Source organism: Pontibacter virosus (assembly GCF_003096355.1).
Classification (GTDB): Bacteria; Bacteroidota; Bacteroidia; order Cytophagales; family Hymenobacteraceae; genus Pontibacter; species Pontibacter virosus.
Window position 1 is genome coordinate 1 of sequence record NZ_QEKI01000004.1, and the last position, 25,130, is coordinate 25,130.

Annotated in this window: 19 protein-coding genes and 1 tRNA gene; 7 read left to right on the forward strand and 13 right to left on the reverse strand. The window is 48.8% G+C overall.

The annotated features are described in order from the left end of the window. Positions 1 to 153: 153 nt before the first annotated feature. The 5 genes from C8E01_RS07185 to C8E01_RS07205 form a co-directional block, all read right to left on the reverse strand. A complete protein-coding gene (locus tag C8E01_RS07185) occupies positions 154 to 558 on the reverse strand; it encodes a hypothetical protein (protein WP_133242738.1) in 405 nt (134 codons plus the stop codon). A 500-nt stretch (positions 559 to 1,058) separates the two neighbouring features. Beyond that, complete coding sequence (locus tag C8E01_RS07190) at positions 1,059 to 2,342, reverse strand: adenylosuccinate synthase (protein ID WP_116542700.1); 1,284 nt, start codon at positions 2,340 to 2,342, stop codon at positions 1,059 to 1,061. 7 nt (positions 2,343 to 2,349) lie between these two features. Beyond that, a complete protein-coding gene (locus tag C8E01_RS07195) occupies positions 2,350 to 2,700 on the reverse strand; it encodes an STAS domain-containing protein (protein WP_116542701.1) in 351 nt (116 codons plus the stop codon). Beyond that, the gene (locus C8E01_RS07200; protein WP_116542702.1) at positions 2,672 to 3,172 is read right to left on the reverse strand and encodes a Fur family transcriptional regulator; all 501 of its coding nucleotides are present in this window, start codon (positions 3,170 to 3,172) and stop codon (positions 2,672 to 2,674) included. Before C8E01_RS07200 ends, C8E01_RS07195 begins: the two co-directional genes overlap by 29 nt. 35 nt (positions 3,173 to 3,207) lie before the next feature. Next, on the reverse strand, positions 3,208 to 5,403 hold the full coding sequence (locus C8E01_RS07205) for a RelA/SpoT family protein (RefSeq protein ID WP_116542703.1): 2,196 nt from the start codon (positions 5,401 to 5,403) through the stop codon (positions 3,208 to 3,210). A gap of 297 nt (positions 5,404 to 5,700) precedes the next feature. Here C8E01_RS07205 and C8E01_RS07210 point away from each other — a divergent pair. The 4 genes from C8E01_RS07210 to clpX all read left to right on the forward strand — a co-directional run bounded on the left by C8E01_RS07210 (position 5,701) and on the right by clpX (position 9,547). Continuing rightward, positions 5,701 to 5,782: transfer RNA gene (locus C8E01_RS07210), tRNA-Leu, on the forward strand. Positions 5,783 to 5,859: 77 nt separating this feature from the next. Then, positions 5,860 to 7,179, forward strand: coding sequence for a trigger factor (gene tig / locus C8E01_RS07215; protein WP_116542704.1), 1,320 nt, complete (start codon positions 5,860 to 5,862; stop codon positions 7,177 to 7,179). A 91-nt stretch (positions 7,180 to 7,270) separates the two neighbouring features. Continuing rightward, complete coding sequence (locus C8E01_RS07220; RefSeq protein ID WP_317046900.1) at positions 7,271 to 7,969, forward strand: ClpP family protease; 699 nt, start codon at positions 7,271 to 7,273, stop codon at positions 7,967 to 7,969. Between the two features lie 354 nt (positions 7,970 to 8,323). Next, complete coding sequence (clpX, locus tag C8E01_RS07225) at positions 8,324 to 9,547, forward strand: ATP-dependent Clp protease ATP-binding subunit ClpX (RefSeq protein WP_116542706.1); 1,224 nt, start codon at positions 8,324 to 8,326, stop codon at positions 9,545 to 9,547. 90 nt (positions 9,548 to 9,637) lie between these two features. On the opposite strand, the gene lpxB is transcribed toward clpX, so the two are convergent. The 4 genes from lpxB to C8E01_RS07245 all read right to left on the reverse strand — a co-directional run bounded on the left by lpxB (position 9,638) and on the right by C8E01_RS07245 (position 13,158). Continuing rightward, on the reverse strand, positions 9,638 to 10,756 hold the full coding sequence (gene lpxB, locus C8E01_RS07230) for a lipid-A-disaccharide synthase (RefSeq protein ID WP_116542707.1): 1,119 nt from the start codon (positions 10,754 to 10,756) through the stop codon (positions 9,638 to 9,640). An 84-nt stretch (positions 10,757 to 10,840) separates the two neighbouring features. Further along, positions 10,841 to 11,257, reverse strand: a complete 417-nt coding sequence (locus C8E01_RS07235) for a 6-pyruvoyl trahydropterin synthase family protein (RefSeq protein ID WP_076670122.1) — start codon at positions 11,255 to 11,257, stop codon at positions 10,841 to 10,843. Further along, the gene (locus C8E01_RS07240; protein ID WP_116542708.1) at positions 11,258 to 12,265 is read right to left on the reverse strand and encodes a FecCD family ABC transporter permease; all 1,008 of its coding nucleotides are present in this window, start codon (positions 12,263 to 12,265) and stop codon (positions 11,258 to 11,260) included. After that, positions 12,262 to 13,158, reverse strand: a complete 897-nt coding sequence (locus tag C8E01_RS07245; RefSeq protein WP_116542709.1) for an ABC transporter substrate-binding protein — start codon at positions 13,156 to 13,158, stop codon at positions 12,262 to 12,264. The genes C8E01_RS07240 and C8E01_RS07245 overlap by 4 nt, the downstream gene beginning before the upstream one ends. Positions 13,159 to 13,267: 109 nt before the next feature. Here C8E01_RS07245 and rfaD point away from each other — a divergent pair, with 109 nt between their 5' ends. Next, positions 13,268 to 14,233: an ADP-glyceromanno-heptose 6-epimerase gene (gene rfaD, locus C8E01_RS07250; protein ID WP_116542710.1), complete on the forward strand. Its 966-nt coding sequence runs from the start codon at positions 13,268 to 13,270 to the stop codon at positions 14,231 to 14,233. Between the two features lie 103 nt (positions 14,234 to 14,336). On the opposite strand, the gene C8E01_RS07255 is transcribed toward rfaD, so the two are convergent. Continuing rightward, a complete protein-coding gene (locus C8E01_RS07255; RefSeq protein ID WP_116542711.1) occupies positions 14,337 to 15,458 on the reverse strand; it encodes a hypothetical protein in 1,122 nt (373 codons plus the stop codon). Between the two features lie 61 nt (positions 15,459 to 15,519). After that, positions 15,520 to 15,987: a hypothetical protein gene (locus tag C8E01_RS07260; protein WP_116542712.1), complete on the reverse strand. Its 468-nt coding sequence runs from the start codon at positions 15,985 to 15,987 to the stop codon at positions 15,520 to 15,522. A gap of 202 nt (positions 15,988 to 16,189) precedes the next feature. On the opposite strand from C8E01_RS07260, the gene C8E01_RS07265 reads away from it, so the two are divergent. After that, complete coding sequence (locus C8E01_RS07265; protein ID WP_116542713.1) at positions 16,190 to 17,248, forward strand: sensor histidine kinase; 1,059 nt, start codon at positions 16,190 to 16,192, stop codon at positions 17,246 to 17,248. Beyond that, positions 17,245 to 17,982, forward strand: a complete 738-nt coding sequence (locus tag C8E01_RS07270; RefSeq protein WP_116542714.1) for a LytR/AlgR family response regulator transcription factor — start codon at positions 17,245 to 17,247, stop codon at positions 17,980 to 17,982. Before C8E01_RS07265 ends, C8E01_RS07270 begins: the two co-directional genes overlap by 4 nt. On the opposite strand, the gene C8E01_RS07275 is transcribed toward C8E01_RS07270, so the two are convergent. Together C8E01_RS07275 and C8E01_RS07280 are read right to left on the reverse strand one after the other, a co-directional pair. Beyond that, complete coding sequence (locus C8E01_RS07275) at positions 17,979 to 21,467, reverse strand: hypothetical protein (protein ID WP_116542715.1); 3,489 nt, start codon at positions 21,465 to 21,467, stop codon at positions 17,979 to 17,981. The genes C8E01_RS07270 and C8E01_RS07275 overlap by 4 nt on opposite strands. Next, positions 21,464 to 25,102 (reverse strand): sensor histidine kinase, encoded by a 3,639-nt coding sequence (locus C8E01_RS07280; protein ID WP_243409470.1) that lies wholly within the window; start codon positions 25,100 to 25,102, stop codon positions 21,464 to 21,466. The genes C8E01_RS07275 and C8E01_RS07280 overlap by 4 nt, the downstream gene beginning before the upstream one ends. Positions 25,103 to 25,130 lie beyond the last annotated feature (28 nt).

Genomic DNA, 25,130 nt, shown 5'->3' on the forward strand with positions numbered 1-25,130 from the left:
CGTGGCCTTTTCCTTTTAATTCCCGTGAACAAGTCACGTGCTTGAATTGACGCGGTGGGTGGATTGCTCCACACCCGCGCGGATGTACCTATCTTGTTTTTCTTTTTTCTGTCTCAACAATCTCTCAAAGAACTTTCCCGTCGGGCTACCCCCTCAGGTTAGCGCCTTCCATCTGAAGGCGGGTGCTTGCTTGCGCTTCCCGTCCGAGCGTTGCTCGTTTTCGGTGTGCAAAGGTCGGAAATAATTCCGGATTCGCAAGCAATCTATCAATCTTTTTTTCTCTCTTTTCGGCCCGTTCAGCCGATCAGCACTCTTTCGTTTTCTACTCAGAAACCTTCGTTTCGGAGCGGGTTGCAAAGGTAAGAAGACTTTTTCAATCTCCAAACACCTGCCAAAACTTTTTTTCCTTTTTCTGTCAGCCCCTGTTACCAAGGTCTTTTTCGAAAGCTCCCGGCTGAAGCGGGCTGCAAAGGTAGCAAGCTTTTTCCAACTTGCAATACCTAAGGCAAAAGTTTTTTTTAGTAATCGATCAGATGCTTCGAGCTTTCCTTCCTGCATCCGACGGCCGCCCTGCCGGCTGCCCCTCTCTACTTCGTTTCCCCTATCCGCGTTACCGTGTCGGGAGTGCAAAGGTCCACAAATTTTCCGGAACCGCAAGCACCCTGGGTCAACTTCGGCCCCGCTTCCCCGGCGGTTCCGCCTAAGTGCCTGAAGCGCACAGGGAATACTTTGAAAAATAATTCCGGGTTTTTGCACTCATCACGTGAATGCTTGTTTATGCCTGCCTTGTGAAGGGGCTGCATGTGCATTTGCCCGTGGTGATCTCCACAATTTTATGGGTCTTTCGACCGGCGGCTTAAGTGTAACACCCTTCTTGCTTTCAGAAGTTCCTACACCGTTTAATTTTTTTAATTCTTTCTAGCGCTTGTCTCTTAGATTATATTTCAGGCATTAACTATCGACATTCCTCTGTAGTTCTGCAGCTATTCCTTTTTCCCTAACATGAAAAAGGCCTCACTCTTATGGAGTGAAGCCTTCTTCTTTATTAGGTTGCTTTGCTATACGCTTGCCTTTTCTCTTCTTAGTGTACTCTTTCGGTCAGGTCCTACTGATGCAATCGTAATCGGCACCTCCAGATGCTGCTCCAGGAAAGTCATGTAATTATTGAATGCTTCCGGCAATGCCTCTACTGTGTCAATCTGATTCAGATCTACTTTCCAACCTAGCAATTCTTCGTAAATCGGTTCTACTGTTTCTGTATCAAATGAGTGTGGCAATTGATCCGTCACTTCCCCTGACGCTAACTTATAGTGTGTGCATACCTTGATCGTATCGAACTCAGTCAGTACGTCAGCTTTCATCATATTAAGCTGCGTCACTCCATTGAGCATAATGGAATACTTTAGGCTTGGGAGGTCTACCCATCCACAGCGACGCGGACGGCCAGTTGTAGAACCAAACTCATTACCTGCTTTACGAATCTGATCGCCTACTTCATCCAGTAGCTCAGTTGGGAAGGGTCCACTACCTACCCGAGTGCAGTATGCTTTGAAAATGCCGTATACCTCGCCAATGTGACGCGGCGCCACTCCTAGCCCTGTGCAGGCTCCTGCTACCAACGTAGTGGAAGACGTTACAAATGGATACGTACCAAAGTCTACATCCAGCAATGAGCCTTGCGCTCCTTCAGCCAGTACACGCTTTCCACTATTCAAAGCATCGTTGATCATATACTCGCTATCCACCAACTTGAGGGTGCGCAAGTATTCAACTGCTTCAAAGAAAATTTGCTCCTGATCTCCGAGGTCCAGCGTCTGACCATAAAACTCCACCGTTTTGCGGTGGCGGTCTACTAGTCTAGTATAACGGTCCTGGAAATCGTCTGCCAGGATGTCGCCGATACGAAGGCCCACTCTGCCTATTTTATCCTGATAAGTTGGTCCTATACCTTTCAGTGTGGAACCGATCTTGCCAGTGCCCAGCGCTTCTTCCGATACTCTGTCGAGTACTTTGTGCGATGGCAGGATAAGCGAGGCTTTTTTAGAAATAAAAAGGTTCTGGGATGCATCTACACCCCGATCCTGCAGTTTCTGCATCTCGGTGCGGAACACGATCGGGTCAAGTACTACGCCATTGCCAATGATGTTCTGAATATGCGGGTGGAATATACCGGAAGGTATTTGGTGAAGCACATGCTTTGTGCCTTCAAATTCGAGTGTGTGTCCTGCATTAGGGCCTCCCTGGAAACGGGCCACAATGTCATAGGTAGGAGCCAGTACGTCGACGATTTTGCCTTTGCCTTCGTCGCCCCACTGCAGACCTATAAGTATGTCAACTGCCATTTATAAGTTAGTAAATTGATTCCTTTAAGAATTGAGCTGCGAAGTTATCATTTTCTGCGATGGTAAAAATGGCATTGAGCTTTGTAACGATCAAAAGTTTGCGAATATGATCGGATGGCTTGATCAAAACCAACTCTCCTCCCCTGTTCCGAAACTTTGTAAGAAGCGAAACAAGCACGCCCATGCCACTGCTGTCCATGAAACGAACATTGGAGAGGTCCACAGCGCACAGCATGACTTTATTTTCAACTTGCTCTTCGGCAACGTTCATCAACTGCTGTGTATCCGGCCCTGCAATCAGGTCTCCCTCCAGCCTGATGAACAGGATATCATCTTTTAGCTCTGTCTGATACTTCATGCGGTTGTTCGGTTGCTTTTTTGGCGCGGCAATCGCCGCATACCCCGTAAAGATTTAGGGAATGATGCAAGATATGAAAATTTAGAAGGTCCCCCACCATGGTCTGTATATTATGGATACGAGGGTCGCAAAACTCTACCACCTTGTGGCACTCCGTACAGATCACGTGGTCGTGCTGTCGGTAGCCGTACGATTTCTCGTACTGCGCCAGGTTGCGGCCAAACTGGTGTTTGCTCACCAAATCGTTCTCCACCAACAGATCCAGGGTATTATACACAGTTGCCCGGCTCACGCGGTAGTTCTTATTCTTCATGCTGATGTAGAGTGACTCCACATCAAAGTGGCCAGAACGAGAGTATATCTCTTCTAAGATGGCATAGCGCTCCGGCGTTTTGCGAAGGCCCTTGCTTTCCAGGTAAGCCGTGAAAATCTTCTTTACTTGTTCTATTCTACTCTGCAGGTCTGTTACCATGTCTTTCCTCTCTTATATATAATAGGTGTAGAGACTTAGTCGAAACGCTCAACTGTCAACACGCCTGTTACCTTACCCATGCGCTGAATTAACTTATCCAGGTGGCCGGTGTCATTAACAAAAACCATAATGTTCCCCTCAAAGATTCCATCATGCGAATCTATTGTGATCGAGCGCATGTTTACCCGCAAACTATTTGAGATAATGCGGGTCAGGTCATTCACCAGACCAACACGGTCTGTTCCCTTAATGCGTATACCTGCCAGGAAAGCCAGTTCTTTCTGATCAGTCCACTTGGCCTTGATAATGCGGTTGCCATAGTTCGACATCAGTTCTATACCTTTCTTGCAGTTGGTGCGATGAATCTCAATGCCGTCCTCCTCCGACTCAAAGCCAAACACCTCGTCGCCAGGTATAGGATTGCAGCATGTCGCTACCTTGTAATTCATGTTAAAGGTGTTCTCCCCTATCACCAGCATGTCGGAAGTGACACCACGTATCTTCTGCACCTCCCGGTCAAAGGACTTAGGCTCGAGCATAGAGGCACCCCGCTCTGCCTGTGCAGAAAAGATAACCTCCTTAATATTCTTGATATCTATATGACCGGTTGCGATGCGGTAATGCAGGTCTTGCACCGATGGCACGTTGAAGAAGGCCATCAGTTTGTTCAGGTTCCCTTGCGTTTCGGGCACTTTCAGATAAACCAGGCGGCGCTCCAGCATCGCTTTTCCCTGCTCCGATTTGTTTTTGCGGTCTTCGCGCAGGTACTCCTTAATACGGGAGCGTGCTTTGGAAGTCACCACATAGTCCAGCCATTCTTCGTTCGGTTTTTGCTTCTGCGACGTCAGAATTTCTACCTGGTCACCGTTGCGTAACCGGAAGCTGAGCGGTACCAGTTTTTGGTTCACCTTGGCCCCGAGGCAGTGCAAGCCAATCTCGGAGTGAATCTCAAACGCGAAGTCAAGGGCAGTAGCCCGATCAGGAAGTATAAGCAGTTCCCCTTTGGGAGTAAAGACAAATACCTCCTCTACAAACAGGTTCTTGCGGAACTCGTCCATGAACTCCAGTGCGTTAGCTGTATTGTTTTCCAGCATATCGCGCACTTTGTTTATCCACATTTCCAGGCCGGACTCGCCTCCGCTACCATCGCTCTTGTACTTCCAGTGCGCCGCATAACCGCGTTCTGCAATCTCATCCATACGCTTGGTACGGATCTGCACCTCCACCCACTGGCCGGATTTACTCATCACAGTAGTATGCAATGACTCATATCCATTGGCCTTTGGTGTGTTCACCCAATCACGCAGACGGTCAGGGTTTGGCTGGTAGAAGTCCGTTATAATAGAGTATACCTGCCAGCAGGCCGCCTTTTCATGCTCAAGGGGCACATCCAGCGTGATGCGGATGGCGAACAGGTCGTAGATCTCTTCAAATGTGATGTTCTGTTTCTTGATCTTCTTTAAGATAGAATAGATTGACTTCGGCCTGCCTTTGATGTTGAATTTAAATCCATGCCGACGCAGCTCTTCTTCTATCGGAGAGATAAAGTCCTTGATGAACTTACCACGAGCGCTACGGGTCTGCCGTATCTTCGTTGAGATGTCTTTATAGGTATCGGTATCAGTGTACTTCAGGTATAGGTCTTCCAGCTCTGACTTGATCGCATAAAGCCCTAGGCGGTGCGCCAGCGGTGCGTACAAGTACATGGTTTCGGAAGCGATCTTGAGCTGCTTGTGGCGCGGCATGCTGTCGAGCGTACGCATGTTGTGCAGACGGTCGGCCAGTTTAATCAGGATCACCCGCACGTCATCTGACAAGGTCAGAAGCATCTTGCGGAAGTTCTCGGCCTGCTGCGAAGTGCCATAGTCAAACACGCCAGATATCTTGGTCAGTCCTTCGATGATCCGCGCTACACTTGGGCCGAACTCACGCTCGACTTCGTCCACCTCCATATCGGTGTCCTCTACCACATCATGCAGCAAAGCGGCTACGATAGAAGTAGTACCCAGCCCAATCTCTTCTACGGCGATCTGTGCCACAGCCAGTGGATGCAGAATGTAAGGCTCCCCTGATTTGCGGCGCATGTCTTTATGGGCCTCTACAGATGTATTAAATGCCTTCTTGATGATCTTAGCATCGTTGTCCTTCAGGAAAGGTTTGGCGTGCTTAAGTAATCTGCGGTAGTGTCTAAGGATCTCTTTGCGTTCTGCTTCTGGATCGATCATGTTCATGCTAAAGCTAGAAAGTATTGGGTGCTCAGGCTGGGCAAGCCTGCAGCCATACTTATGCTACTATCTATAGGTATAAGTGAGGCAGTGGCGTTTTAAGTTTCAAATATACACGAATATCCGCTTTCATACACACAATGCCATACGAATCGTGCAATTTGTTGATGCTGAGTAGTTAAGCACTTAATTGCAGCATTACCCGAGAAAAAGGAGAAAAAATATTAGCTTTTTTTAGGCGTGACTCTTGCATTTAAAAATAGCGTTCGTAAATTTGCACCATCATTACAAACAAGCACACATGCGGATGTGGCGAAATTGGTAGACGCACTAGACTTAGGATCTAGCGCTGCGAGGCATGGGGGTTCGAGTCCCTCCATCCGCACACAAACGAAACCCTCAACAGCCCATGTTGGGGGTTTGTTTTTACTAGATGTATCATCACTAAAATTTTTGTAAGCCTTGAATATTACATTAAATCAAACCGACGGCACTAACGCGCAACTCAAGGTAGTTCTGGAAGAATCAGACTATGCTCCTAAAGTTGACCAGCAAGTAAAAGAATTCAGCAAGAAAGCCCAGATCAAAGGCTTCAGACCTGGTAAAGTGCCTGCAGGACTTATCAAGAAGATGTATGGCAAGAGCATACTGGTGGAGGCAATCAACAAACTTCTTCAGGAGGAGATCTCTAAGTATATCAAGGACAACGATGTAAAACTGCTGGGTGAGCCGCTTCCGGAGCCAAGCCAGGAGAACATCGACTGGGACAACCAGAAAGATTTTGAATTTACGTACGCAGTTGGTCTGCTGCCAGACTTTAACCTTCCGCTGGATAAAAGCGTAGAGGGTTACACTGTAGAGCTGGACCAGACTACGGTGGACGAGGCTTACGAAAACCTGAAGCGCCAGTTCGGCAAAACAACAAATCCAGAGACTTCTGAAGAAGGTGACTTTATCTACGGTGACCTGAAGCAAGTGGATGGTGAGTTCGAGTCTAAGACGCTAATCCCTACAAGCCGTGTAGTAGAAGGCAAAGAGCAGTTCATGGGCGTAAAAGCCGGTGATACCATTCGTTTCGATATCCGTAAAGCATTTGGTGATGACAACAGCGCGCTGGCTCACGTAACTGGCCTGAGCAAAGACGTTGTAGCTGACCTGAACGGTGAGTTTGAATTTACGGTAGAGAAAATCAACCGCACAGAGGCTGCTGAGCTAAACCAGGAGCTGTTTGACAAGCTGTTCGGTAAGGACGAGGTGAAGACAGAAGAAGAGTTCGACGCTAAGATCCGTGAGACCATCAAAGAAAACTACGAGCGTGAGGCAGACAACCTGCTGTACCGCAATATCATCGATACATTAGTAGACAACGTAGAGGCAGAACTTCCTACAGAGTTCTTCAAGCGCTGGCTGCAAGTGACTAACGAAGGTCGCCTGACTACGGAGCAGATCGAAGAGAACTTCGATAAGTACCTGAAGGAGCTGAAGTGGTCGATGATCAAAAACAAAGTGGTGGAGGAAAACGAGCTGAAAGTATCCAACGAAGAGGTGGTAAGCAGCACGAAAGAGAAGATGTTGGCTCAGTTCAACATGCCAGAAGTTCCAGAGGAATTGGTAGAGAGCATGAATAACTATGCTAACCAGTATCTGCAGCAGGACAATGGCCGTAACTACATTAATGAGTACGAGCAACTGCTGGCCGAGAAGGTGCTCGCTAAACTAAAAGAAAAGATGACTGTTGTAGAGAAGACAATCTCTACAGAGGACTTCAAGAACCTGTCGTAATCAGAACGATTAATAATATTTAACTTAAAAAGTCCTTTATTATTTAAAGGACTTTTTTATTTTTGACCAAACCGTAAATCTAAACAAGATGATGTTTAACAAAGACGAGTTCCGGAAATTTGCCGTAAAGGGCCAGGGCATGAGTGGCCTGGGCGTAGATCAATATATTAGTCACGTAGAAGGACGGGCTATGCATACCATTGAAAGTATGACCCGCTCTGTAATTGAGGAACGTCCGACGAACTTCCGTGAGATCGACGTGTTCTCTCGCCTGATCATGGACCGCATTATTTTCCTGGGCACACAGGTAGACGATTTTATTGCCAACATTATTACCGCCCAATTGCTGTTCCTGGAGTCAGCTGATGCCAAGAAGGACATTTTGCTGTACATCAACAGCCCGGGTGGCTCGGTATACGCCGGCCTTGGCATCTACGACACCATGCAGTATGTGAACCCCGATGTAGCGACGATCTGTACCGGTCTGGCCGCTTCGATGGGTGCTGTGCTGTTGGCAGGTGGTGCTAAGAACAAGCGCTCTGCCCTACCGCATGCCCGCGTTATGATTCACCAGCCGATGGGTGGCGCACAGGGTCAGGCTTCTGATATCGAGATCACAGCACGTGAAATCCTGAAGCTGAAGAAAGAACTGTATGAAATCCTAGCAGAGCACTCAGGCAAAACTTATCAGGAGGTATACGATAACTCTGATCGTGACTACTGGATGAAAGCCGAAGAAGCGAAAGAGTATGGCTTGATTGACGAAGTATTGCACCGCAAGAAAGACTAAGCAGGCATTTCATTTTAAACTAGATAGCAAAGCCCATCCTATACCTAGGCATGGGCTTTGCTATTTTATTTAGCAAGAAAGAATTGCACCATTATCATATAACTCCACAAAAGTCGGTCTGTGTCCAAAAATTTATCAACAGGCAGATGTGGACATCAAAAGCCCTCAAAAAGGTGAATATCAGCGTTTTAATCCAAGATACAGTAATAGCAATTTTTTAATTTATGGTTACTTTTTATAACCATATCAACATTTTAGGAATTAAAATACTACCTTAGTAAGGTTTCAATTTTGTACCTTTGCTTTTGTATTACACCCGCGAGGGCCAATAAAATCTTCTGAACAAACTTTTTTATGGCTGAAATTACCTGCTCATTTTGTGGCAAGAACAAAAAAGACGTATCTGTGATGATATCCGGAATCAACGCGCACATTTGCGACCGTTGTATCGGGCAGGCACAGCAAATCCTGAATGAGGAAAACAAGATACGCGCCAACAGCCGCACGCCGAAATTTAACCTGATGAAACCGCGACAGATGAAGGAATACCTTGATCAGTTTGTGGTGGGCCAGGACGAGGCGAAGAAAGTGATGTCAGTAGCGGTATACAACCACTATAAGCGCTTGATGCAGCGCACCAACGAAGATGATGTGGTGATCGAAAAGTCAAACATCATCATGGTAGGCGAAACAGGTACAGGCAAGACCTACCTGGCACGTATGATGGCTGGTATCCTGCAGGTGCCTTTCTGTATTGCTGATGCGACTGTGCTGACAGAGGCTGGTTATGTGGGCGAAGACGTGGAAAGTATTCTGACCCGTTTGCTGCAGGCAGCTGATTATAATGTAGAGTCTGCAGAGCGCGGTATTGTATACATTGACGAGATCGACAAGATTGCCCGTAAGAGCGATAACCCATCCATTACCCGCGACGTGAGTGGCGAGGGTGTACAGCAGGCACTTTTGAAACTGCTGGAAGGCACGGTAGTAAACGTACCGCCACAAGGTGGTCGTAAGCACCCGGAGCAGAAAATGATCACGGTGAACACAGAGAATATCCTGTTCATTTGCGGTGGTGCCTTCGTAGGTATAGACCGTCTGATCAAAAACCGTTTGAATACCCGCCCGATTGGTTTCTCTAAGTCCAAGCAGGACGATGAAGAGGAGAAAGAGAACTTCCTGCGTTACCTGACTGCGCAAGACCTGAAAAACTTCGGACTTATACCTGAGTTGATCGGTCGTCTGCCAGTACTAACGCACCTGAACCCACTCGATAAAGATACACTTCGCCTGATCCTGTTGGAGCCTAAGAACTCTATCGTAAAACAGTACAAACGTCTGTTCGAGATGGAGAACATCAGCCTCAGCTTTGATGACGATGCGCTGGACTACATTGTAGAGAAAGCAGCAGAGTATAAATTAGGTGCACGTGGTTTGCGCTCTATCTGCGAAGGCATTATGACGGATGCCATGTTTGAACTGCCGTCTGAGGAAGGTGCTAAAGAATTGGTGATCACTGGTGAGTATGCCCGCGATAAATTTGACAAATCACCCTTAAAGCAGCTACGTGTTGCTTAAGGTATAGACGCTAAAAGTAGAAGGCCTCAGCTGCATAAAGCTGAGGCCTTCTCCTTTATAGGTATAGCTACTACGCTAAACTATCTGCCTTTATACTGTCTCTTTCAGATAGCCTACCATCAGTTCTGCCGCACGCTCGGCAGTACGGTGCTCCCCTATCTTTTTCTTTACGAGTGCATACCCCTCCTGCTGCTTCTGCATGGCATACTTATCAAACAGAATGTTTTTCAGCTCAGCTACAATCTTTTTGGCTGTGAAATCATCCTGAATCAGCTCTGTCACGATAGGTTTGTCGGCAATCAGATTCACGAGCGAGATATAAGGCACCTTGATCACACGCTTGCCAATAGCATAAGAGATGGCGCTGGTCTTGTAGCACACAACTTGCGGCACGTCAAATAGTGCGGTTTCGAGTGTGGCTGTACCTGACGTAACGAGCGCAGCTTTCGCATACGAAAGCAAATCATAGGTCTGGTCGTAGACAATCTTGATGTTCGGGTCTTTGTTGTACTGCTCGTAATACTCTTTTGAGAAGTTCGATACGCCGGCTACAATAAACTGGTAATCACGGAAAGAAGGCAGCACGCTGAGCATTACTTCCAGCATATTTTCGATCTCCTGCTTGCGACTGCCAGGCAACAATGCTATAATGGGCTTGTTGTTCTGAATATGGTTCCGCACTCTGAAATCAGGCGCCACAACATGGTCGTTCACTGAGTCAGCTACCGGATTGCCGATATAGTCTACTTTGTAGTCAAAACGGCCGTAGAACTCTTCCTCAAATGGCATGATCACAAACATGCGGTCCACGAGGCGCTTGATCTTGTGCACGCGGCCCTGGTTCCAGGCCCAGATTTTAGGGGAAATGTAATAGAAAACTTTCAGGCCATGCTCTTTTGCAAACTTGGCAATCCGCATGTTGAAACCGGCATAATCCACCAGGATGATCACATCCGGCTTGAAGGCCGTGATATCCTCTTTGCATTCACGCAAAAAGCCCAGAATCTTAAAGAAATTGGTTGCAGCCTCCGCAAAGCCCATAAAGGCCATTTCCTGGTAGTGCTTGACCAGGTGCATGCCGGCCTCATGCATCATATCGCCCCCCCAACCCCTAATCTCAGCCTCCGGGTCTTGCTTCCGTAGTTGCTTGATGAGGTTAGAAGCGTGCAGATCGCCTGAGCGTTCGCCGGCTATAATGTAATATTTCATTTAATGTGTATGCGTTTGGGCCTGCCTGATATGGCAGGAACGAAGAAAGCAATGGAATAGGTATAGCCAGATAGCTATAATTGCTTATTCGCCAAAATACTCCACGTAGTTACGTGGGGTTTCATATAATTTGAGGCTATGCAGCCTGGCCTGGGAAATTTCAGCGATTTTAGGCTCCAGAATTTTCCAAAATTCCACTACCAGGTTCTCCGTGCTGGCCAGTTTGTCTTCCATAAAGGCTACATCAAGGTTAAGGTTTTTGTGGTCTACCTTCTCGATGATATTCTTGCGGATGAGTGTGCTCAGCTTTTTGAGGTCAATTACAAAACCGGTATCCGGGTCCGGCTTTCCTTTTACGGTCACGATTAGCTCATAATTGTGCCCATGCCAGTTGGTGTTCGCACACGGCCCGAAAACCTCCTTATTCTTCGCCAACGACCAGTTCGGGTTGTGCAGCTTGTGGGCTGCATTGAAATGCTCTAATCTGCTTACGTAAATCATTTAACTGCTAAACTTATAATTCTTTTGAGACAGCAAATATACGAAGAAAGGAACACCAAAGAACGATGTAATGATTCCAATTGGAAGCCCGGCTGGCGGATATAAAATCCGGGAAAGGAGATCGCAGAGCAGCATGAACAGACCGCCCACAAAAGCGCAGAAAAGCAGGTTGCTCCTGCCCGTCGCTCCCATTAACCCACGAGTGACATGCGGAATGATCAGTCCCACGAAGCCAATAGGCCCGGAGGTGGCCACAGCAAAGCCGGTTACGACAGAAACCGTACCCAGAATCGCCCAACGGGTTCGCGCCACATTCACGCCTAGCGCCTGTGCCCGGTCGGCCCCGAGTAGCAAGATGTTGAGCTGCTTCTGTAGGAAAGCGAAAAGCAAAAGCGCCACCAACAATGCCGTGGCCGGGTATGGCAGCAGCGACCAGCTCGCCCGCTCAAAACTCCCCATCGACCAGAATATAACCGACTTAAGTTTCCCTTCGGAATCAGACAGAAAAGTGAGCAGTCCGACCATGGCCGTTACCAGTGAACTGATGGCTATACCTGCCAACAGCAGTTGCGCAGGTATAAGCTGACGTTTTCGGTAGCCGAGTATCACGACGACAAGCGTCACCACAAAGGCTCCTATCAGTGCAAACACAGGCGGCATATAAAAGCCTCCGATCGATACTTCAACAAAACCAAAGAACACGATCACAGCTCCCAATGAAGCACCCGAGGCCGTACCCAACAGGTAGGGGTCAGCCAGTCCGTTGTTGACCATGGCCTGCATGAGGTAACCGCAAAAAGCCAGCGAAGCCCCTACCACCAGTGCTAAAAGCAGCCTGGGCAAACGAAGGTGTGTAATGGCAAAGTGAGTGGTATTATCAGGGTCATAATGGAAAATGGCCTGCCAGATGGTTGACAAATCCACTTCGAAAGTACCTACCTGTAACCCGAGCACCAGCGTGACCAGGATCAGCAGGATCGCCCCCATAAAGTATAAAGTGCTTCTCATGGGTATAGGAAGCTTTCAAGTTCACGGATCGACTCTACTACCCGAGGGCTAGGCCGCTCGATGAGGTTGCCAGTAGGTTGGTAGATGCGCTTATTCCGGTAAGCGGCAATTTTGCGCAGCTCCGGGTATAGACTGAAGAACTCCCGCTCCAGTCGCTCTATACTTCCACCAAGCAGCACATCCGGGTTCATTTTGAGAATATATTCGCGGGTGAGTGCCGGGTATGGCTGGTCAAACACCTCCTGCACGGCATTTTGGGCACCGAGTATACGAAGCTGGTCTGTCAGGATAGTGTTCTGTCCATAAACGTAGATCGGGTCACTCCAGGTAATAGCCAGTACGCGCTGCTGTTGTGTCTGTCCGCTATACCTGCGCTCGATCGCCTGCACCTGTTGGCGCAACGAGTCGGCCAAGTGGTTTGCCTGCTGCTCCCGGCCCATGATGCGACCGAGGTCTTCTATACCTTTCAGAATATCCGCTACACTGCGATACTTCTGGTAGTAAACAGGTATACCCAGTTCCTCCAATCGGGCGGCCATATCCAGAGGGGTTATACCTTCCACGGTAAAGATCAGGTCAGGCTTCAGGGCCAGCACCTGCTCCAGATCAACCGGGTAGTTACTCACCACAGGTTTACTGTATACGGCAGCCGGGTAGTCACACTGGGGGGTGCGCCCGACAATAGAAGCCGTGTCGCAAACGGCAAAGAGCATTTCGGTCATGGATGAGGCAAAGGCCATTACCCGTTCAGGCTGTCCCTTTAACTTTATTGCACGCCCCAGGTCGTCCTGCAGCACCAGTTCCTCCCCTGTCTTTTCTTCTTTCCCGGAACCGCAGGCGCAGCAAAAGATCAGCAGGCATACTGCCAAAAACTTGTTCAGGTATGGGTGCAAGGTATAGCTCGGTTTCTGATTGAAGGAGCGACAGGGCGATGTGCGCTTCGGCTCCGTTTATTTTCGTAAATTTAACGCAATATAACTTTACAGCCTACAAATCTGAATTATGATCGTTGTAACTGGTGCTGCCGGCTTTATTGCGAGTTGCCTTGTAAGCAGGCTCAACGCAGCTAACTTTAATGATATCGTGGTGGTGGACAATTTCTCTGTCGCCAAAAAAGAAGGAAACCTGAAAGGGAAAAAGATAAAGGAGTATGTAGACCGTGATGGTTTCTTTGCGTGGCTGGACGATAACTACGAAGAAGTAGAATTCATTTTCCACCTGGGTGCCCGCACTGATACCACCGAGTTTAACAAGGACGTGTTCGACCTGCTCAACCTGAACTATTCCAAGCAGGTATGGAACGCCTGCTGCGAGTACCAAATTCCGCTGGTATACGCTTCGTCAGCGGCTACCTACGGCTCCGGCACCCTCGGCTATGACGACGAAGAAGCCACCATCCCGTTGCTGCAGCCGCTCAACCCATACGGCGACTCCAAAAACGATTTCGACAAGTGGGCGCTGGAGCAAACGGCAAAGCCTTTCTTCTGGGCGGGTCTCAAGTTCTTTAATGTATATGGTCCCAACGAGTACCATAAAGGCAAAATGGCTTCTGTTATTTTCCATGCCTACAACCAGATCAAAGATAAGGGCAGCATGAAGCTTTTCCGCTCGCACAATCCCGACTATGCTGACGGCGAGCAGATGCGTGACTTCGTGTATGTGAAGGATGTGGTAGAAGTGTGCATGTTCCTGATGCAGCACCGAAAAAACTCCGGTATTTACAACCTCGGCTCCGGCAAGGCCCGCACCTTTATGGCACTGGCGCTCAACACATTCGAAGCCATGGGTGTAACGCCCAACATCGATTTTATGGATACGCCGGAGAACCTGCGCGACAACTACCAATACTTTACCGAAGCCAATATGAACAAGCTCCGCTCTATTGGTTACGATCGAGCGTTCTATACCTTAGAGGAAGGTGTGAAAGACTATGTCCAGAATTACCTGATGGAGGGAAAGTATTATTAACGAGGAATGAATAATGCTGAATGATGAATGGTTCAGCAGGTATAGCAAGGCCCCGCTTATGATTCCATAGGCGGGGCCTTGTGCTTTCAAGTAGTTTCAATTGCTATTTGCTTTCTTCTTCCTTATAAGTCAGCAAATGCTCTGCCGCTTTGCTAAATAAACCAGATTGGGTACCAATGTATACCTTGTCACTTACCTTTGCGATGGAAGTAATGCTATGGCCTTCCAGGCCTGTATTGTCAAGCTCTCTTAATTGCAGCTTGTCTATACCTGGCTCCACTTCGAAAATTTGGCTGTTGTAACTGGCTAACAATATTTCATCGCTGATGGCATGATAGGATAACCACTCAGCTGTACCTCCCACATGCGCGTCCAGCGACCAGGTTTGTCCTGAAACAGCCCGGAACAAAGCATGCGTTTGACGCCTTCCATGTCTGGCAATGGTATAGAGATCGCCTTTGTGCTCAAAGGTAGCATAAGCCACTTGGTCAGGCATCTGGAAATCAATCTCACCCTCTTCTGTGATTTTATAAAAGCCCCAGTCGGTGGCAACGTAAAAATTATTGTGATGTGAGCGTATGTACCGGACATAACCGCCTACCTGCACTGGTGTAAGTATTTTTGTCTCTTCCAATACGATCTTAGCAAAACTCTGATTGGCTTTGTCAATCCCTAGCTTGAACAAAAAATAGCGCAACTCTGCTCTTCCGCTTTCCTCATTAAGGTACTTGTATGGCACCAAAACAACATTGTTCTCAGAGATAGCCATGCTTTCCAGCGTGTTGGACATGATCAACTCAAAACCAAGGAAGCTAGGGTCAATCTCCTTTGCATCAAGCCTAAGCCCGGCCCCGCTAGTCACCGGATCACTGACTGTCCTGAAATATAGAACATCGTCCTCTGTACCGGCAAATATGCTGGAGTTCATGGGATACTTGTTATGCGACAGGTTTTTGAAAGGGTGTACATAGTTGCTCACCTTTGCCCCTTTCCTTGCATGAGATATTTTGGAAAATAAGTACATCCCTAAAACCTGGAGCCTGTCTTCAGCCTGAGCAGCATGGAGGTTTACAATGAACCGCTGGTTGTATAGGAACTTATTGTGCGCTTCCCAGGCAACAACAGGTTCTATCTCAATCTCCTCCAGCTCTTTTTTGCAGGAAGAAAACAGTATGAAAAAGCAAAGTAAAGGCAAAATATACCTAAGGGCTAAAAGCTGTTTCATAGGTAAGACAGTTATAGCAGGATTTATTGAATAATTGGATTGTCTGTGAAGGTAAGGCAGGTTAATCCACGATAATGATGTGGTGCAGGTATAGTTTCCCTTCCTCTATCACCTCGGTTGTTGCGGCCAGTTTCACACCATTCTGAAAGAAGCCATCCTGCAAAGGTGAAAATCTAAAATGATGCGTCTGTCCACTAATTAAAAAAGTTCGCTCCCGGTTTCCCTGGAAATCCTCTAATAGTAGAAAAGGATTTATTTCCGATACTTGTATGGCTGTATCTCCAAGCAAGGTACCTGAGCGGGAGAGAATGTAATTTTTGTCCTCCATCATACCTTCCCACGGGATGCTGGTCTGCCCAAACATATAAAAGAATTCAGCGGTATCGATCTTACTTGTTGCAAACACATTTTCGCCGGAAGCATCTACGAAATTGATGAAGTGAAACTGTGACAATGGCTCTGCAACATCCTCTTTCTTACAGGCGATAAAGAGGGGCATAATAAATAAAACGAGCAATAGCTTCTTCATATGTTTGTTTGCGTCGAGAGATTATGTGTATAAGCGAAAGTCAGTATTGAGGTCCAAACATTCCCAGATGATCAGACTCACTTTAATATCTTCTCTACTAATTTATAAATTAATATATCGGGATGGAAGAATATTATACGAATAGACATTTGCTGTAGATGAATCGTGTTGTGTGTTAGCAAAGTAATGCGTTGTTTTAGGGATGCTTAAAAGGGTAAAATACCGCCACATCTTATACCACGTCCTAGGTTGGGCCGTCTTCATTTTTTATGAGGTATCGCTGGTCACGCTCATCAATCCTAACATCACGGCTTTGTGGGAGTGGATGATTTGGTATACGCTCAATATTGGCCTCTTTTATTTTTTCGCACACGTTGTCCTACATTATACACTCAGGCACAACAAGCTTCTTCTGTTACTTGAGTTGGTACCTGCCATTATAGGCGCCTACCTCCTCATGCAGTTTGGTATAGAGAAACTTGTTAACCCCTTACGTGAAACTCCCCGGGGCTTTAGCCCTGACAAAATCTGGTACCTTCGGGTTACCTGGCGTTGCTTTTATTTCCTGAGTTTCAGCACAGCCTACTGGTTTTTGCGCCAGACAATCAAAAACCAAAAGCGCATTAATCAGATGGAGCTGGAGCGTTTGCAGGCTGAGCGTGAAAAAGCCGAACTTGAAAAAGGACTTATTCGCTCCCAAAACGCTTTGCTGCAGGCTCAAATCAGTCCACATCTGCTCTTCAATACGCTCAACTTTATTTACAATTCGGTGCAGGATGTTTCGCCTAAGGCTTCGGAAGGGGTACTGCTGCTCTCAGAGGTGATGCACTATGCCTTGCAGCGTGTACACGATGACGGGAAAACCGACCTGCAGCATGAAGTGGAGCATATCGAGAAATACATTGCGCTCAACCAGCTTCGCTTCAGCTACCCACTTCACCTGCAAATGAAGTGTAGTGGCAGGCTGCAAGGCAAGATTCCTCCGTTGCTCCTGCTCACTTTCGTAGAAAACACCTTCAAGCACGGCGATCTCACTGACCCTAGTCAGGCTGCCTGCATTTCGGTTGCGCATCAACAGGATATGCTCCACTTCAACACCAGCAACAAAAAGCGCAAACACCACGGCGGACGTGGGTATGGCATCGGTATACAAAATGCTAAAACCCGCCTCAGTGAGTTTTACGATGAACAGGACTATACCCTGACCATAGACGAAGACGAGCATCGACATGCTGTGCACCTTAAAATAAAGCTGACATGATTACATGCTATGTAGTAGACGATGAGCGCCATGCGCTTGAGGTACTGTCGAGGTATATTCAAAACACACCCGGTCTGCAACTGTTAGGCGCCGAGGAGAACCCGCTACTCGCCCTCGATGCCATTATTTCAGGACAACTGACAGCCGACATCACGTTTCTGGATGTCGACATGCCCCAACTCTCGGGTGTGGACCTGGCCGGCCTGATCAACAGCCGCACCACAGTTGTCTTCACCACCGCCTACCCGGATTATGCTTACCAGGCTTTCGAAAAGAATGCGGTTGATTTTCTGCTCAAGCCCATTTCCTACGAGCGCTTTCTCAAAGCTGTGTCCAAGGTGAAGGAAAACCAGCAGCCAAAGCAGGCTATACCTGCAGCAGAACAGAGTAATGGCTACTTTTTCATCAAAACGGATGTGAAAGGCAAGTTTGTGCGGGTGAATTTTGAAGAGATCAGCTATGTGGAGGCGATGCAAAATTACGTGCGTATTCAAACGGCAACCGAAAAGCTGACCACCTACCTGAGCATGAAGGAAGTAGAAGAGCACCTGCCCGCTACAGATTTTGTCCGGGTACACAAATCCTTCATTGTGCATCTACCCAAAGTCAAGACCGTTGAGGGAAACCAGATTATGCTAAGTAATGGCTGCGTAGTGCCGATGGGGTCAAGCTACCGGGCTACTTTGATGGATCTGATCAATGCCAGGCTACTTAAAAGTAAGCGGGTAAACTAGAACAGCACCGACACCTGTGTGCGCCCCGTGTGTACCGCTCCTACACTGTTGGCTTTACGACCGTCGTAGTTGAGTGAGATATTGAGGCCGTTGCTCAGTCGCTGCTGCACGTTAAAGGACCAGGTCAGGTTGTTACCTGGACGCAGGGCATTGAGAATCTCATACCCGACATAGGAATTCATATCACCGTCGAACTCGATATTCACCCAGCGCACGAGACCGGATACGGTGCGCTTGCTCACCTGGCTTAGTTTTGTCTCCATTCCCAGTTCATGGAAGGTAGCCTGCTGCTCCGCATCTGCGGGAGATAGCTTGTCTTCGCGCAGGGCCAGTTGGTAGGTGCCCGTGAAACGCAACTTGACATTGGGCTGATACGCCAGCTCCGGCGTAAGCTCATTTGATACAATACTGAAATTTTTCGAGCTCAGGAAATTAGACCGGTTATCGCGCACGTTCTGGGCCAGGCTGATCTTGGAGCTCAGCACTTCGTTCAGGTTCAAGCGAGCGATTAGCTGGTGGTTGCCCACGCTTCGGGTTTCGGCACCGTTCGCCAACAGCGACTTCTGCTGATTCTGCTGCACCGTATATTCCAGGCCATACTTAGGGTTACTCCGGTTAAAGTAGAATGTATTGCGCAATGACTTGATCAGGGAGATCAGAAACTCATCCTCGAAATCTTCGCTGAACGGATTAAAGCGATTCATCACTTCATCATCCGTCGTCTTTTTGTCGATGCTTACAAAACTCAGAGCTGAGAATTTAGCCATGAAGCCCTTGAAGCCTTCGGCGCTACGCCAGCTGCGGGGCACGTTGCTGTTCAGGCGGTAGGTGAAGCGGTTGGTATAGGCATTGATGTACTCATCTGTTGGCAAAAACACTTTAACGAATCGGCGCTGATCTACTGTTTGGGCCTCCAGGTAGTCGTTCAGGTCATTCGGGTTGCCCTCATCGCGGAGGTAGTGCGTGCCCTGCCCCGGCATGGTTTCCCGGAAAACAAAGATGCGCTTCAGTTCACGACCTGTGCCTACTGAGTAACTCATTTCGGATCGGAAGCTGCCATCCAGAAAAGAGGTGTTCCAGTCTATGCGCGACTGCACGGTTTCTTCATCCTGCCCCTGCTCGAGTTCCAGATTTCTGTAAGTGGCCTGCAGGGCGATGTCGCTGTCGCGGCCATATTTGCGCTGGAGCATGGCGTTGTAGGTCTGGCCTACTTCCGGCGTACCCATCTCTCCTTGCACCGTCGGGCGCAGGTCGGTACGGTAGCTGTAGTCTACCCGAAAGCGGGTTTTGGCAGTATCAGGGCTCTCCACAAAAAACACATGCTCGTCAAAGTACATGGCGGAACCCGTCACCGAATCGGTGCCAAGGGCAGTGAGCTTGTTTTTATCGAAGCGGTACACGTAGCCGGGCTCAATTTTGCCGAGTTTATACCTGGCCCCCACATCGCCCCTATACCACTCCGACTCACGGGTGGCCTGGTCACTGTTAAGCATGAAGAAGCTGTTGCGCAATTCCAGCTTGCCAAACGCACGGTTCAGATCCAGCTGGTGCTGGGTACCATCCACCTGCTGGTGCCGGTAGCGGCGGCCGATGCGGTAGTTGATCAGATTTTGCGGATCCCGCACCGCTCCTACCGAAAAATGAAAGATATGGTCTTCGGCTTTCTGATTCGGGTTGCCCAGACTCCAGTCGCGGTCGAACTCAATGGGACGATAGCGGTCAATGGGCTCAAAGTTCACATCCGTATACTCGTAGTTGAGCGTGCTGTTGAGGCGGTACTTACCCAGGAGCGAAAGCTGCCGGTCCTGCACAGCGTACCCTACCCGCATGGCGGCCCCATTATCATCCATGGCATCAAGTCGGGAGAAGCGATTGAGGTCATTCTGCGAAGCGGCACCTTCCAGGAAGAAATTCACGCCTTTCTCCAGTTCATAGTTACCACCCAGCGTGATCAGCTGTTTCTTGCGAGGCGTAGGCAAAATACGCACGGGCGCGTAGTTACCCTGCGCCACGCCATTGACCGGCGCCACCCAGCGGTATACCCTGCCATTCACTGCATTATTGGCCGCTACATAGTTGCCTCTGTTCGTCCCCACTTCCGAAAACCGCACATTATATATGGCTGAATCCGGATGGCTGGAGAACATATACATCTGCTGCGGTATACCATCCACCAAAGTGTCGCGCTGCGCGTACAGCACCTGCGCCGGATCGAAAGGCACTTGTGTCGCTCCCGGAGTAACGGCCATGTTCAGGCTGTCGCCTATACCTGCGAGCAGGCGTTTTTCATCGTCCCGTAAGTCGAGGTGCAGGAGGTTGTTCGGATTGTCGGACTCGTTGTAGTAGTTGGCGTATACCTGCATCTTGCCCAGTTGCTGGTAGTGGCTGGCGTGGTAAATGCTACGGCTGTAGTTCAGGTCAGAATACTCAAAGTCTACCCGAATACGGGAGTTTTTGGTGATGACGTGGCGTGTCGTGAAGGTGATCTCAGCCTGGTTATAGTCGATCACATAATCAAAGTCGAAGCCGCGGGTCAGCAGACGGCCGTCCAGAAAGACACGTTCCGAATTGGCCAGCACGATGATGAATCGCTCGTTATTTGGCCCTCGCAGTCGGTAGGGTCCCTGCACGCCTTCCAATGCCTCCACGGCCTGCGAGGCAAACTTTCCTTTCGAGACTGAGGCTGCGACTGTGGTAGTGCCCAGTTTTTCCGGTGATTTTCCAAAAGTAGTTTCAAAGGCACCGCCCTGTACGTTTTTGTAAAACTGCATAAAGTAAGACGGCTTGCTACGCAGTACCACGTCCCCCGCCGACAGCTGCCACTGCTTGTGCTTGAGCGTGATGTATACCCGGTCAAACTCGTTTAACTGCTGCGTGTTGCCCTCCGGCTGAAAAGGTATATTTTGGTCGGTAATAGCTGCCGTAATTTCAATGTCGTCAGTCAGTTTACCATCGAGTTGCAGGTTCAGGGCTGAGTTTACAAACACGTTTTGTGTGTTACCGAAGGAAATACCGCGTGATATGCTGCCCGTTTTGTTCAGCCCGGGAGTCTTGAAGATTTCTTCACGCTGCGCAAAGTCCTCTTTGTACAGCTCTTTAGGCGAACCGCTCCGGTCCAGTTTCATGATGTCGCGTCGGTATGCGGGTTTGGCCAGGCTCAGCGGCAGCGTTCTGTAGCACACGAGCACCGAGTCAGGTATGGGAACCATGGTCCCCAGTGTATCGATGATCTGGTAAGTGGGAGCCGGAAACTCAGTTAGCTTGAACTCGTGCGTATAATAGTTGTAGTCAAATTTGATCTGATCTTTGTAAGGGCCCACCAGCGTAATGGTGTTAACGTCAATGGTCAGGGTATCAAGCTGCTGCGGGTAGTCAGTCAGGTATAGCCACTTACAGTGTCGGTTATTCATGGGGGCCTGGGCCAGGGCTAGCACAGGCAGGCACAGCAGCAACAGCAGGATGCCGGTAACCAGACACCGGATCATGCGGTGGCCAACGGTAAAGAAATGTAAAACGTCGTCCCCTCTCCTTCTTCTGTCACAAACCAAATGCGACCGCCAGCGTTTTCAATTCCTTTTTTGGCAACAGCCAATCCTATACCTGAACCCGTATACTTGGTACTGAAGTTAGGTATAAATACTTTGTGCTGAATTTCGGCAGGTATACCGCTCCCGTTATCGGCGATGGACACCAGCGCCGTATTATTCCCATCCACCTTCAAGTCTATTTTGATCATAGGCTTCCGGTCGGCAGGTACCGCCTGAATGGCGTTCAGCAGCAAATTGTTGAAGGTCCGCACCATCAGCGCCTCGTCGGCCATCACCATTACCGGCTCCTCCGGCATACGCAGTTTCGTTTTCACGGAAGCTGGATTTGTGTGCAGGTCAGCGGCTTTGTGTAACGCAGCTCCCAAATCCATGAGCTCGGCTTTTGGCTCGGGCATAGAAGTGAAGTTGGAGAATGACGTTGCAATGTCGCTAAGGATGTTGATCTGCGTGATCAGCGTATGCGAGATCTTGTTGATCATCTGCTCCGTGTTCGGGTTCTTCTCTGCAATGGCCTTCTGAAGGTACTGCAGCGAAAGCTTCATCGGCGTGAGCGGATTTTTGATCTCGTGTGCGACCTGACGTGCCATTTCCCGCCAGGCGGCTTCCTTCTCGCGCATCGCCAGCTCTACCTTGTTCTGCTCCAGCGTTAGCAGCATGCGGTTGTACTCATTCACCAGCATTCCGATCTCATCGGCCCCTTCATAAGCCAGCATCTCGTTCTTGCCCGTCAGGGAGGTGTGCTTCAGCTTGTCGGCCAGCATGCGCAGCGGTACCGTCAGGGCTCTGGAGGCAAAGAAGGTCAGGATGATGAACACGATGAACATCACGGTGAAGATGTTCATCGTCGTCGTAATCAGTTCAATCAGTTTGAGATCAAGCTGTCGCTCCGAATCGAAGAAAGGTATACCAATAAAGCCGATCAGCTTTTCAGGATCGTTGTCCGGGCGCAGTGGCAGGTATAGCGCGTTGAAGCTCAGATTACCAGCATGCTCATCGAACAGCACCCGCAAGGCCTGCCGCTCTGATATAGCTGCGTAAGCATATGGATTAATCAGCTTAGAAAGTAGACCCGACTCAAAAATGAGTGGCTGGCTGGTTACCAGTAGGCGCCCGTTACGATCATAGAGGCTGACATCGGCCTCGGACAATGCCGCGATAGAGGCCACACGCCGAAGCAGGCGGTTACGATCTGGCAACACTTCCAGCGTTGTTGGCCTGCTCAAATGGTCCTGAATGGCCTCTCCCTTTTTCTCGTAAGACGAAAGCAAGTCTTTCTTGTAAGAGCCCGTTACCAAACTGGCCGTCACGATACTCACCAGCATCAAAGGGAGCAGTATACCGAAGTTCAGGAAAAGTTGAATCTTGGTACTGAAGTTCGGTTGAAAATCACGCAGGCGTTCCCTGTTCAGCAAAATGTACAGCAAGGCCACCACGATCAGACAGGCGGTAAAGTATAGAAACAGAAATGAAAAATTCGAAAGCACTTCGCGGGCTCCGTACTTACTTGTTGTGATGATCACGGTGGGACCGGAATCGGTGCTTACACCCAAATGATGAAAGCCCTCCTCGGTTGCCCCTTGACGATACAGCTCATTCTGATCTAGTTGATTTCGGTCGAAATTAGTCGCATAGTCGAACTCCCCCTCGCTGTAAGTCAGCCTGCCCTCTTCATAAATGCCGTAGCTCAGAATATCTGCTCTAAACGGCTGCTGATGCTGTTGTCCTGCCAGTAGCTCCGGCACCAAGCTGTTTGGGAGCAGCTCTTTCAGACTCAACTGAAGCACGATGGTACCATACAACTGCGTACCCAGCGGCACTTCGATCAGCTTTAAATAAAAACGGGTGTGCGGACGTGCCGGGTCATTAACCAGGTATAGGTTCTCGTATTCTGTCTTGTTACGGGCGGTTGCGTATTTCTGCCGAAGTTCATCCAGTGTGGCTGCTGTCGTATCGGCGCTCTCGAGTGTGCGGCCCTGGCTGTCAAACAAAAGAATGTTGGCTTCATACTTATCAAAATAGTCTGGCAGAAACTGGCGCGATATCTTACGTTTGATAAAGAAAGCATCGACATAGGGGCCCTTCATTTTCGATTGGATCAACACGTCCTCTGACACCCGCACTGCCACATCTTCTTCCAGCAGGTACTCAGCCAACACATCGTTGCCTTGCATCAGGTCGAAGGCAAATTTCTGCTTATAAGCCAACAACTCACTTTGGAAGTGTGTGTAAAGCGAGGCAGCACCCGTCAGGCTACTGACGGCGATGATCAAAAAGAAAAAGAGGTAGGTGCGGTAAGGCAAACTAATCGCCTGCCGATGCTGCGCTGCCAGCAGAATGATGATCCAGAACACAGTACCGATGAGCAACACAGGAATCCAACGCACACCCCATACAAGTGCCAGCAGCGTCAGTACAACTGCTATACCCAGCAAAACTTTATAAGGCCACCAGCCACTTGACTTCCGCAACAGTACATTGACTACCGAGGCCAGCATGAAGGCAAAGAAGCTTAGCGCCACAGTATGCAAAAACATGAGGCTATACATCACCAGCTTATACCGCTCCAGCGCAATAGACTGGTTGATGTCGAGTGCCAAGGGCGAGTTGTGGTAGATACCATAGTAGAAGCGGAACAGAATAGCCAGCAAGACAAAGAAGGCAAGCATGGCAATCCCAAGCACAAGTTTGCTCTTTTGCGGCGAGTAGGACTTGACAGTGGATAAAACTTCGTTCTTATGGAATAAGTAATAAGCAGCCCAGGCTACTACGACGAGCAGTAATACATTCAGTGCGAGATCACCCACCGAGGGAGACCAGAAAGAGGCAGCATAGAGGCGCGGATCAAACAACTCCGTCTCTACGATCAGAAACGGGAGGTTGAGGAATAAAAGCGTAAACCGGAAACCTACCAGTAGCAGTAACAGGAGCACAATACCTTCCGTATAGCGCTGACGCTCTAAAAAGATCCTGCTGAATGAAATGCTAAACCAGACAAAAAAAATGATCCCTAAGGTGAGTAGAATAAGTTGCAGGTTGTCAAAACCTGCGTCTATCCTATCTGATCCATGGTCCACGGCGAAAAGAAACTCTCCCTTAGCGGTCTTCACTTGTGGCAATTGCCCGGGATTGTCTAATACCAGACGCACCTCTGCCTTACCAAAAATGCTTTTCTGCAAACCTGATGACAGGTAGTCATTGGTTAGACCATAGTCAATATGCAATGGTATGTAGGTGAAAATATGATAGTCACCAACACGATGTGGCATGACCACAAAAATGCCGTAACTGTTTCGGATGGTGGAAATGGAACGAAGTGTTGGCGGCAGATCCAGGTCAGGTATAACCGTGTGGTCTGACCAGTACACCAGGCGGCCATTCTTGTATACAAAAGTAGGATAATGCGTTTTGGAGAGTAGCTCTGAAAAGCTTATCTGGTCTTTCTGCAGTTGACCACTCAGTTGGGTTGCCTCCTCCTGTGCATCTAATAACAGCGCCTGCACACGTTGCGCTATCTGCTGCTGAGTTTGCTCCTTATCTGCCTGAAGCCAGGAGGCCGGCACCCTATAATGCAAAAAAGCTGTTGCCGCAAAGCACAGCACA